Origin of the sequence: Belnapia rosea (assembly GCF_900101615.1) — a bacterium.
Taxonomy (GTDB): Bacteria; Pseudomonadota; Alphaproteobacteria; order Acetobacterales; family Acetobacteraceae; genus Belnapia; species Belnapia rosea.
In genome coordinates this window covers 1-11280 of sequence record NZ_FMZX01000051.1, presented here as the reverse complement: position 1 = coordinate 11280, position 11280 = coordinate 1, and the positions used below count along the sequence as shown (strand labels likewise).

The window sequence follows — 11280 nt, the reverse complement described above, 5'->3', positions numbered from 1 at the left end:
CCTGTTTTCCCGGCTCAAGGACTTTGCTCGCATCACCCTGCGACGCGACAAGACACGCCGCAGTTGGATGGGCTTCGCCCATCTTGCTGCCACCATGATCAACTTGCGCACCACTGAGTTCGGTCACAGACCCTAGGCCACCGGCCTTAACGCAGGGACCCCGTGAGGAGCGGACGGGGTCGCGATGGAGCCCTGTGGCGCCGATCCGCCTGCCGTGCCGGCGCTCGATGGTGTCGACCAGGCTCGGGTCAGGCAGGCTGGGCGCGGCATCTGTACCCCGCGCGGCCTGGATCATGTGACCCCCACCCCGGCCACCATCGAAGGCCGGGTCAGCGTCGGTGCAGCTCTGTCCCGCAGGAGGTGGCGGAGATACGCCCGAGAGACGTCGAGCGGCGCTTCGCCGCGCTGCGGATCGGGCAGGCCCCGGCCCGCAGCGCGGGCGAGGATGGCGGAGCGATCGCCGTTGGTCCAGCCCAGGCCGCCCTGACGTGCCTGGCGCAGTCGATCGAACCGGAGGGGCGATGGCCCCTCGCACCGGTGCGGCATGGCCGGCGTGACCGCCTCGATGGCGGATCGGGAGCCGGGCAAGGCTGCTGGTCATGCCGCCTGTCTCTCCCCTGCCCTGGGCCCGGCTCCCGGGGCTTGGCCCCTCCGGCTTTGCGGCAGGATGGTCGGCATGCTGGCCAGCATGCTGACCTGCCAAGCGGCTGGGTCGACGTCGCGGAACCTGCTTGTTGCCAGGAGCGCGGCCAGCGCGGCGACCACCTCGCCCCCACGGTCGGCGCCCACGACCCGCCAAGCCTTGCGGCCGGAAGCAGGGCTGCGTCAGCCTGCCCCGTAGCGCGCCCGTCCAGGCGCCGAAGTCTGTCCCGCGAGGCGCCATCGGCGCTGCCGCCGCCGAATGCTGGAGACGAAGGCGCTGGTGATCGCGAGCCGCTTCCGTCCTCGCGCCGCATGGCGCGGCAGGCGGGACAGGCCGCGCTCAGCCGCTCATGGCCCTGGCGCCGCGCAGATCGCTGCTGGGCCCGGGCGGCCAGGGCATCACCTCGCGGGCCAGGATCTCAAACCGCCGAACATCGGTGCGCCCATTGAGCCGCAGGCTGATCTGCTCGGCGTAGCGGGTGCCCCGCGGACCGTTGACGCGTATAATAACCGTGACCACCGCACTCTCGCCGGGGGCGTCACGCGGCGCGGCCGCCGGCGTCGGCAGACCGAGCGCGGCGGCCACCACCGGATCGGTGGTTGAGCGGTCCGGATCGGCCTTGGTGAACAGCGACAAGTGTGGCCGCAGCCGAGCCTGCAAGGCCGGCGTCATGCCGACCACTGCGGCCAGATCGTCCAGGCTGTCGAACAATGTGCCCGGCGGGAGGACATCCCGTCCGGCGGCGGCATAGAGTTGGGCGCGCGCGGCGGCGGCGGCCGCGTCCTGGGCTGGGCTGCGCCATTGCACAATGGCGGCAGCATGCCGCGCCGCACTCCGCCGATCCACCCCGAGTTGCACCAGCAACGCCTCCAGCAATTCGGGCGCGGCGATATTCGGGTTTACCTTGCCGCTCTCATCGGTGACCTGCACCGTGGCGCGGCTGTCGCCCAGGCGCAGCTCCCGGAGGCTGCCATCGACGCGCCAGCGCCGCTCCGAGGGATCGAGCAGGGCGAAGATCGTCTGCTGCAACGCGGCTTCAGAGGTCGCTCGCACTGAGGCGGCATCGATCAGGTTGCGGACGCGCTGGGTGTTCTGGCGGGCGCCGGCCAATACCCCGGTCCCCAGCAGCGAGAGGAAGGCAAGCATCCAGAGCACGGTCAGGAGGGCGAAGCCCTGTTGCGACTTCCGCCCGGTCATGGCCGGTCGAGGCCTGGCGCCACGACAATGTCGGGCCAGCGTCCCCCCGCCGGCTGCAGGCGGATGCGGATCAGCGCCGGCAGATCGGGCGAATTCCAGCGCGGGGACCAGCCGCCATCGGGCTGCCAATAGGCCAGCGTGAATTCGGCAACCTCGCGCAGCAGCTCGGTGTCGACGAAGTCGGGGGGGCGGAGGCGTTGGGCGTTGAGATAGGGCCGCCAGCGCAGGACCAGCCGGCGCTGCGCATCGACCAGCAGCACGGCCTCCACCCGGCGTGGCGGCAGCCCCGGCAGCGTGCTGACGAAGCCCAGCCGCGCGGCCTCGCCGATCATCGGCGCTGGTTGACCGAGCTGGCCGGGATGCATCTGTGCCACCATGTGGCGCAGCGTGCGGTCGACGGCATCGAGCATGTCGCCCGCCTCGATCAGCGTCGCCGCACGGCCCCAGACCTGCAGCCCGAAGCGCAGGCCCTGGCTCAGTCCACCGGCGATGAGGCTCAGCACCACCAGCGCCACCAGCATCTCCAGCAGCGCGAAGCCAGCGGCGTCTCGCCGGCCTTGGCAGGATGCTGCCATCACCGCGCCGTCTCGACCGCCGTATCGCGCGGCAGCAGCGTCGACACCACCCGCAAGGTGTCGAGCCGCACCATGCGCGGCGCGGCCGCCTCCGCATCGCCGCCACCCCACCAGACCTGGACGCTGACCGCATAGAGCACGGTTTGCACCCGCATCAGCCGCCGCGCACCGCGGCTCCCCAGCGGTTGCACCGTGGGGCCGTCTGCCGGCCTGACCTGCACCCGCCAGCGGAAGCCGCCGCCATCGTCGCCCTCGAGGGTGCCAGGGCGCAGCGGTGAACCATGCAGCGCGGTGGCCAGCCGCGATTGGGCCCGCGCCAGAGCCTGCTCGTAGTGGCTCGCGGCCTGCAGCGAGAGCAACCCGTCGAGCCCGGCCCGGGTGAGCGCGGTCAGCGCCGCTGCTGCGATGACAAAGGCGATCAGCACTTCGAGCAGGGTGAACCCGCCCTGCCCCGCCTCGCCCGGCATCACAGATCCTGCCATCGGCTCTCATCACGCATGCAGGCCATTTTAAGACGATGTGCGAACGACACCATCAACATTTGCAAGAGTGCAGCGTCTCACCGTCAACCATTCGCCGCCGTGCCGCCTCGCCGGACCGTGTCCGGCCGGTGCCACACTGTCGCGGCACCTCCAGTGGTCACCGGGCATCGACCCTGGCAGCTTAGGCCCGGCTGTCGTGGCGGGCAGTCATCGCCGGTGGGCAATGGGAGTGCAGATGGTGGCCCGACTCATGGCATTGCTGAGTGTTGCCCTGCTGGTGGGGCCCAGCATCACGGCGCGCGCGGCACCACCACCAACCTGCCGGCTGCAGAGCGTGGTCGATGTCATCGCCCAGCACCTCCCGCTCGACCGCCGCTATACCCGGATCGACCCCTGGTCCATCGTCGAGGTACCCAGCGCCGATCCGCGGCTGGTGCGATGCAGCTTGTGCGTGATGGTCCTGCACTACGATATGCCCCACCTCGGCGAGGTTCCGGCGCTGCGCTGCGAAGCCTGGACCTTCGCGGTTCGCGCCGTGCGCAATGGCTATGTGGTGGACGTGGCTCGGTAGCGCGATGGCACCGGCGGTCACAGCGGGCGGCACGGCACTAGGCGGCAGCACCGCAGCAGGCGGCGGGCGGACCGGGGAATTGCGGCAGGCCGGCTTCACGCTGTTCGAGATGATGGCCGTGTTGGCCATCCTTGGCCTGGTCCTGAGCCTGTTGGCGGCCCAGCCGCCAGCCCGCAGCGCGCGGTTGGAGCTGGACGGCACGGCGCGGTCCCTGGTGCAATCCCTGCAACTGGCACGGGCGCGGGCGATCGCCGCGAATCACAGCGTCGCGGTGACAATCAGCCCGGCTGGGCATCGGCGGGATGGGCAGGCACCGCAACCTTTCCCGCCAGGCATCAGGGCAATCGAGACCGGCATTATCCGCTTCGCGCCCGATGGCAGTGCTTCGGGCGGCGCGCTGACGCTGCGCGGCGAAGGCGGGGCGGTTCAGGTCAGCGTGGCCTGGCTCACCGGGCGAGTCACCACCCAAGCGCTTCGATAGCCGACCCTCGCCCGCACCGGCCGGCCCGGAATGCGGATCGGCGGTGCACCCAGCGGGCCCGACGGTCTCAGCCTTCGGCTAGGTCGTTCATGCCGAGCATCGCCGTCAGCATCGCCACCACGATACCGGCGACCACGAGCCCCATCAGGATGGTGATCCCCGGCACCAGCAGGGCCAGCAGCCGCTGCGTCGCCAGCTGGGTGCGTTCCTCGTGGATTGCCGCGGCGCGCAGGGCCATGGGAGCGAGCTGCGCGGTCTCCTCGCCCAAGCGGAGCAGGTGGATGGTACGAGGCGGAAAGATCCCGGCCTCCTGCAGCGGCTGCGTCAGGCTGCCGCCGCCGCGGGCGGCCGTGGCGGCGCTGTCGACGGCGGCAGCCGCGGCCGCGTTGCCGAGCACCTCGCGGACGACCCCGAGCGCGGCAATCAGCGGCACACCATTGCCCAGCAGCGTGCCAAGCACCCGGCTGAAGCGCGCCGCCAGGACCTCCTGCACCAGGCCTCCAATCACGGGAAGCCGCAGCAGCGCCCGATCGATCAGCAGGCGCGGGCCCGGTCGGCGCAGCAGCGCCGGCATCGCCACCAGCCCCGCCAGCGCCAGCACCAGGAGCCAGGGGCCATGGCGCGAGGCCGCGTCGCTCAGGTCGATCAACAGCTGGGTGGAGGCCGGCAGCGCCTTGCCACTCTGCTCGAACAGGGGGACGAATTGCGGCAGCACCTGGGTCAGCAGCAATGCCACCGAGCCGGCCGCCGAGGCCAGCAGCAAACAGGGGTAGATCAGCGCCGAGTTGATGCTCGCCGCCAGGCTGCGCTGCCGCTGCAGCAGGTCCGCAAGCTGCGCCACGGTCGGCCCCAGCGTGCCGCCCGCTTCCCCGGCGCGGACCAGGCCGATATGCAGCCGGCGGAAGCTTTCGGGTTGCTGCGCCATGGCGACCGACAGCGGACTCCCGTCGCGCACCGCATCGCGGAGCCCGGTCGCCACCCGGGCCGCCCGCGGGGTCGACGCCGCGGTCTGGAGGTAGCGCAGCGCCTGGTCGAGATCCTGCCCGGCCCCGAGCATGGTCGCCAGCTCGAGCAGCAGGTCGGCCACTGCCTGCGCCGGCAGCCCGCGTCGGGCCGCCAGCCGGGTGGAGAGCAGTGTGGCAAGGCGGGACCCGCTGGCCGGTTCAGCCCGCACCGGCGTATTGCCCTGGCGCCGCAGCCGGGCAATCACCTCGGCCTCGTCGGCCCCCTCCATTTTGCCGCGCCGGAGCTTGCCGCTGGGATCGATGACGGTGTACCGGAAGCTGGCCACGCGTCAGGCCTCAGCCCGCACACAGCGGACGACTTCCTCGATGGTCGTCTCACCCACCAGGGCCGCGGCGATGCCGGCCTGCAGCATCGGGATCATCCCGGCGGCGATCGCCGCCTGCTCGATGGCGATATGGTCCGCGCGGGCAAAGACCAGCCGCTCGAGCGCCGGCCCGAGCTCGAGGAACTCGGCGATCGCGGCACGGCCGCGGTACCCGGTCTGCCGGCAGGCCGGACATCCGACGGGGTGATAGAGGATCGCCTGGCCGCCATCACAGCGGGGAGGCAGCGCGAACCGCTGGATCAGCTCGGCCGAGGCCGGCGCGGCCCGACGGCACTCCACGCAGAGCCGCCGCACCAGCCGCTGCGCCAGAACGCCGCGCAGCGAGGCGGTCATCAGGTAGTCCTCCACGCCCATGTCACGCAGCCGGGTCACGGCCGCGGCAGCGGAGTTGGTGTGCAGCGTCGAGAGCACGAGATGCCCGGTCAGCGCCGCCTGCACGGCGATCTGTGCGGTTTCGCCGTCGCGGATTTCGCCCACCATGATCACATCCGGATCCAGCCGGAGGATCGACCGCAGCAGGCTGGCGAAGGAGAGGCCGATCTGGCTCTGCACCTGAATCTGGTTGATGCCGCGCAGCTGGTACTCAATCGGGTCCTCAACGGCGACAATCTTGCGGCTGACAGCGTTCAGCGCCAGCAGCCCGGTGTAGAGCGTGGTGGTCTTGCCGCTGCCGGTCGGGCCGGTCACCAGGATCAGCCCGTTCGGCAGCTCGAGCGTTGCCCGGAACCGGGCGACCACCGCCGGGGACAGTCCGAGCCGGCGGTAGTCGAAGGCGACGGCGGTGCGATCAAGCACGCGCAGCACCGCCGCCTCGCCATGCAGCGAGGGGATCGTGGCCACACGGAGATCGACATCCTGCCCGCGCACGGTCAGGCGAATGCGGCCATCCTGCGGCAGCCGCCGCTCGCCGATGTCAAGCCGCGCCATGATTTTGATGCGGGAGATGATGGCCCGGGCCAGATGCAGCGGCGGGCTGTCGGATTCTTCCAGCACGCCATCGTGCCGGTAGCGCACCCGGAGCCGGTCCTCAAAGGGCTCGATATGGATGTCGGAGGCCTGGGTTTCCACAGCGCGGGCGATGAGCTGGTTCACTAGGCGAATCACCGGCGCCTCGCTGGCCAAATCCTTCAGCCGTTCGGTATCGCTCTCCAGCAATTCGGCGGCCTCGGCCGTCGGCGCTGCGGCCTCATCCGGGTAGAGCCGGTTCAGCGCTGCATCGAGCTCGATCGGCAGGGCAACCTCTAACCGCACGGGGAGGCGCGCGGCCGCGGCGATGGCGGTGGCGGTGAAGCGGTCCAGCGGATCGGCCAGGGCGACGACGAGCGTGCCGTCCTCGATGGCGACGGGAAGCGCCCGCGCGGCACGCAGGAATCGGGCGGACAGGCGATCAGCCAGGAGCGGCGCGTCGGCGGGGTAGCGGTCGGCGCCGGCCAATGACAGGTTGAGCAGGGCCGCATAGGCTTGGGCGAGGTCGCGCTCGGTGACCAGCCCGAGCTGCAACAGCGCGGTTGGCAGGCTCTGGCTGGCCTCCTCGGCGACCCGGCGGGCGCGGTCGAGCGCACGGTCGTCGCAATGCCCGCTGCTGCGCAGCAGCGCCACGAGCTGGTCCATCGGGCTGCCGACCGGAGGGCCCGCGGCTGTGTCGCGGCTCATGGCGGCGGCTGGCGCACGAACAGCCGCTGCGCTGCGCCAACGACCTTGGCCTGGTAGCGGAGGCTGCGCTCGGGCGTGTGGGAATGGTAGTAGCCGACCGCCTGCATCAGGTCGCCCCGCGCTTCGTCCAGGTAAATCCGCAGGATCAGCCCGGCGGCGGCGATATTGAAGCAGGCGTCATGCACCAGCCGTGCCCGCACCTCCGCAGCCGGGAGGCCCGAGCGGCGGGCGAGCGGCGCGATCCACAGCGTGTTGACCTGCATCACGCCCAGATCCTCCGAGCCGTTGGTGTTGCTCCGGACCAGGCCAACACGGCCGCCCTCGACCGCCTGAATCGACGGCAGGACGCGCGGCGGCAGCTGGAAGGCCGAGGCGACAAGCGCCATACAGGCGAGAAAGGGCGCGGACATTCAGGCCACCGAAGCGAAGTTGGTCGCACAGTTCCAGCAATCATTACGTGTTCGTGGCAACATCAAGCCAAGTTTATTGTAGCTTGGCCGTTCAGCCATCGAGATCGGCGGCCTATCGCCCAGCCGCGCCGATGCCGAGCCAGACGGTCCAGAGCCCGATGCACAGGGCGGGACCGAATGGCAGCACCATGGCCCCGTGGAACGGGCGACCCAGCAACCGCAGCACCGCGACCAGGGCGATGCCGGACAAGGCGGCGATGCACACCAGCAGCGGCAGCGCTGCTACGCCGACCCAGGCGCCAGCAGCCGCCAGCAGCTTGGCATCGCCCTGGCCTAAGCCGTCGCGCCCGCGCAGCCACCGATAGCCGCGTTCGATGGCGCGGAAGGCCAGATAGCCGGCCGCCGCCGCCACCGCATGGTCGGTGAGAGCAAGGGGGTCCAGCAGCCAGGTCGCCCCTAATCCGGCGAGCAGCAGCGGCAAGGTCAGCGCATCCGGCAGCAGCAGGTGATCCCAGTCGATCCAGGCCAGGGCGAGAATGGCCCAACCCAGGCCGCAGCTCAGCCACACCCGCAGCGGGTCAGCCTCCGCCAGCACGGACCAAGCCGCGATGCCCAGGCAAGCCAGGTCGATCGCCCCATAGGCGGGGCGGATCGGCGCCCCGCACCCAGGACAGCGGCTGCGGCGAGCGAGGGCGCTGAGCAGTGGCGCTCGCGTGAGCGGGCCAGGCGGCCGGCCGCTGACCGCGCAGCAGGAGGGTGCGATCCCGGCCTGCGCGTCGCGCGGCAGCCAGTGCACCAGCAGCGCCACCAGACGGCCGGCGAAGGGCGCCATAATCAGCGCCGGCAGCCACTCGGGCATCACCGCCTCCGCTCCACCATCCTCACTGCCGCCACGTCATCGCCGCAGACCCAGCTGCCGGCGTAGCCGCTCACCCGGATCCGCCGAGCCGGAGGCCGGCAGGGTGCTGAGCCGCTCGGGCACTGCGGCGGCGTTGATCAACTGCTCGCGCAGATCCTCGGTCAGCGCCCGCGCGTCGCGCTGGTCCCGCATCACATGCGGCGTAATCATGATCAGCAGCTCTGTGCGCTGACGCGTATTGTTCTGCGTGCTCGCCAGAGCCCCGAGCAGCGGGATGTCCTTCAGCCAGGGGATGCCTTGATTGCCGGTATTCACATTGTCCCGGATCAGGCCGGCGAGACCGATGGTCTGGCCATCCTGCACCACCACCCGCGACACCACGCTGCGCTCCTGAAAGGTCGGCGAGTTGATGCCCGGTGTGGTGATATTGCGGGCGACGTCGCTGACATTCTGCATCACGTCGAGGGTGACGAGGCCGCCACTGTTGACCCGCGGCGTGATCTCGATGACGACGCCGGTCTGCTGATAATTGATGGAACTGACGACCGGCGCGTTCGGGGTGATGACACTCTGCGCGGTCTGGCTGAGATAGGGCACGAGGTCACCGACCTGCAGCCGCGCGGTCTGGTTATCCACCACGAGAAGCTGCGGCGAGGACAGCACGTTGACCGTGGTGATATCCTGCAAGGCGCTGATCGCCGCCGGTGCGCCGGTCGCCCGTGTGCCGCCGAGGATGAAGCCGGGCAGCGTCGCGCCGAAGGCAATCGCCGCCGGATTGAACGCTCCCTGTGCGGTGCTGAGAATTCCGTTGAGGCCGCCGGAACGGAAGTAGAATTGGGTGCCGTATTGCAGGGTGTCGTTCAGCGTCACCTCGGCGATGACCGCATCGATGCGCACCTGCAGCGGCATGATGTCGATCTTCCGCAGCATGGCTACAATGGTCTCGACCTCGCGCCGCGTGCCGTAGAACAGGAGGGCATTGTTTTGCGGTTCGGGGATGATCCGCAGGGTGTCGGAGTTGGCCTCGGCGCCGCCAGGGTCGAGCGGTCCAAGCAGCGGGTTGAGGCCCGGCGCGGCCGCCGCTGGTGGGGCGAGCAGCGCAATGCTCCCCGCCGCACCCGGTGGCGCGCCGGTTGTTGGCGTGCCGGCTCCGGCCAGGCCGCCACCGCTGGAGCTCCCGCCACCAAGGCCGCCACCCGAGTTGCCCCCCAGGCTTGGGCGTCCCAGGCTGGGGCCCGATCCGCCTGCCGTCCCGGCGCCGGTTCCCATCGAGGCCACGCCGCTGGCGCCGCGTGGGCGGGTTGGCTGGGCGGTGACGTTGTTGGGGGTGAAGGCCTGCTGCAGCATATACGCCGCATCATTGGCGGTGCCGTTCTGCAGATAATGGACGTGCCAGCTCCGCACCGTCTGCCGGCGCACATTGTCCACCAGGGTGAAGACGCGCCGGGCTTCGTCGATCTGCCGCGGCTGTTGCGCGACCACGAGCACCGCATTCACCCGCGCCATCGGCACAATCCGGATCGGCCCACCACTGCCGGCGGCGGCGGGCCCGCGCAGGGCTTCCTGCAGGGCGGTGGCGACGTCGCGGACCTCGCCGGCGGCCACCGGCAGCAGCGCGTAGGACTGGCCGGCGAGCGTGTCGATGTCAAAGGCGCGGACCAGGCCTAGCAGGTTGTCACGGGCCTGAGGATCGCCCCCGACGATCAGCGCGTTGCGCGCTGGGTCGGCGGAGATCCGGCCGCCATCGGCGACGAACGGTCCTAAGACGCGGGCGAGATCCTCGGCAGCCGCGTAGCGCAACATCACCACCGAGTTGCCGCCGACGCCCTCGGCGGCAGCCACCGTTGCGGCCTGCGCCGCCGGCACCACGCGGTACAACGCCCCCGAGCGCACCAGTGCCGCCCCGTTCTGCGCCAGCAGCGCCTGCAAGGTTGGCAGCAGCTGGTCGCGTGGCAGCGGCTGCACCGTCCGCAGGGTTGCGGTGCCCTGCACCGCCGGATCAATGGCGTAGTTCTCCCGCAGCAGGGTGCCGAGGATCTGCGCGACAACCTCGCGGATGTCGGTCCCGGCGAAATCGAGCGAGACCTCGCCGGTGCCCCGCCCCTGGGTTGGCGTGGGTAGGCTGGGCGCGGCTGGGCGACCATAGGCGACCTGCGGCGGCGGGGCGGCCGTCGGGCTGCCGACGATGCTGTCGAGCCGTGGTGGCGCCGCTGCCGGCAAGGTCCGGGAGGCCGGCAGGGCGCTGATTGCCGGGGGGGGTGGCGGTGTGCAGCCGCTGGCGAGAAGCGCCAGTATGCAGCAGGGCAAGGTGCCCGGCGAGAGGCGGGTACCCGCAAGACCGCCATAGGCCCGCGCCGGTGGCGTGCGACCCTGGTGGGTGCTGCTGCGCCCCAGATGTCCCCGACGGCCCAAAGTATCTCCTGATAATATTAAGGGATTGTTCAATTCTACGTATGATTGAGTTTATGCAAAAATGCCGTTTTTCGCAACCTGAAAGCGCGGCCGCGACGAGCTCTGGTCCTCCCCCTTGGGGGTCACCTGCTGCTCGTCCCGATGATGCAAGTTGTCGCCCTGCTGCTGACGCGGTCGGCATCGGCGGCAATCGCCTGCCCACCGAGTCCTCACCGTGCTCCGCGACCGGACAGAGCGCGTCGTCGATCACACCGCTCGTCCGTGCTCGGCGATGGCCTGCAGATGGCGTTCCCGCTGCGTCGATGGGGTCTCGGCCCTCTCGCGAGACACCGCCGTGGACCGCGGCAGCACGCTGACGACCGCCTCCGGGTAAGGCTCGGCGCCTGCGGCGGCAAGGCTGTCCTGGGTGGTGGCACCGTCGGCAGTGCACGAGGCCCCTGGTCCCGCCACTGGATCAAGCAAGGGGCCACCTTGGGAGCCGTCTTCGACGTCCTGGCGCTTGCCTGCCGCGGCGCAAGCCGGCGCCGCTGTGCCGCAGCGCGGGCGAGGCTGCCAGGCCGCGCACGCGCCATCAGGCCGGCTCGGACTCGCGTCTGCGCCGCTCCGCCATCAGCGCCGCGACGAGGCTCCAGACCAGGGCCCAGCC

The 11280-nt window shown here is 70.7% G+C and carries 10 protein-coding genes; 2 read left to right on the top strand and 8 right to left on the bottom strand.

Annotation, left to right across the window (positions count from 1 at the left end):
* Positions 1–982: 982 nt before the first annotated feature.
* The 3 genes from BLR02_RS27020 to BLR02_RS29860 are packed head-to-tail and all read right to left on the bottom strand — an operon-like array spanning position 983 to position 2897.
* Positions 983–1789, bottom strand: a complete 807-nt coding sequence (locus BLR02_RS27020) for a type II secretion system protein GspK (RefSeq protein WP_176849861.1) — start codon at positions 1787–1789, stop codon at positions 983–985.
* 47 nt (positions 1790–1836) lie between these two features.
* Positions 1837–2415, bottom strand: coding sequence for a prepilin-type N-terminal cleavage/methylation domain-containing protein (locus BLR02_RS29865; RefSeq protein WP_090571302.1), 579 nt, complete (start codon positions 2413–2415; stop codon positions 1837–1839).
* Entirely contained in the window at positions 2415–2897 is a 483-nt protein-coding gene (locus BLR02_RS29860) for a type IV pilus modification PilV family protein (RefSeq protein WP_176849860.1), read from the bottom strand. Before BLR02_RS29860 ends, BLR02_RS29865 begins: the two co-directional genes overlap by 1 nt.
* A 235-nt stretch (positions 2898–3132) precedes the next feature.
* On the opposite strand from BLR02_RS29860, the gene BLR02_RS27005 reads away from it, so the two are divergent.
* The gene (locus tag BLR02_RS27005) at positions 3133–3468 is read left to right on the top strand and encodes a hypothetical protein (RefSeq protein ID WP_090571298.1); all 336 of its coding nucleotides are present in this window, start codon (positions 3133–3135) and stop codon (positions 3466–3468) included.
* Positions 3469–3547: 79 nt separating this feature from the next.
* Positions 3548–3949, top strand: a complete 402-nt coding sequence (locus BLR02_RS27000; protein WP_176849859.1) for a GspH/FimT family pseudopilin — start codon at positions 3548–3550, stop codon at positions 3947–3949.
* Between the two features lie 67 nt (positions 3950–4016).
* On the opposite strand, the gene BLR02_RS26995 is transcribed toward BLR02_RS27000, so the two are convergent.
* The 5 genes from BLR02_RS26995 to gspD form a co-directional block, all read right to left on the bottom strand.
* Positions 4017–5240 (bottom strand): type II secretion system F family protein, encoded by a 1224-nt coding sequence (locus BLR02_RS26995; RefSeq protein ID WP_090571294.1) that lies wholly within the window; start codon positions 5238–5240, stop codon positions 4017–4019.
* 3 nt (positions 5241–5243) lie between these two features.
* Positions 5244–6953 carry a GspE/PulE family protein gene (locus BLR02_RS26990; RefSeq protein WP_245704986.1) on the bottom strand — a complete coding sequence of 570 codons (1710 nt, stop codon included), beginning with the start codon at positions 6951–6953 and terminating at the stop codon, positions 5244–5246.
* Positions 6950–7339, bottom strand: coding sequence for a lytic transglycosylase domain-containing protein (locus BLR02_RS26985; RefSeq protein WP_245704985.1), 390 nt, complete (start codon positions 7337–7339; stop codon positions 6950–6952). The genes BLR02_RS26990 and BLR02_RS26985 overlap by 4 nt, the downstream gene beginning before the upstream one ends.
* A 136-nt stretch (positions 7340–7475) precedes the next feature.
* Complete coding sequence (locus BLR02_RS26980) at positions 7476–8222, bottom strand: prepilin peptidase (protein ID WP_090571288.1); 747 nt, start codon at positions 8220–8222, stop codon at positions 7476–7478.
* Between the two features lie 36 nt (positions 8223–8258).
* A complete protein-coding gene (gene gspD / locus BLR02_RS26975; RefSeq protein WP_090665347.1) occupies positions 8259–10529 on the bottom strand; it encodes a type II secretion system secretin GspD in 2271 nt (756 codons plus the stop codon).
* Positions 10530–11280 lie beyond the last annotated feature (751 nt).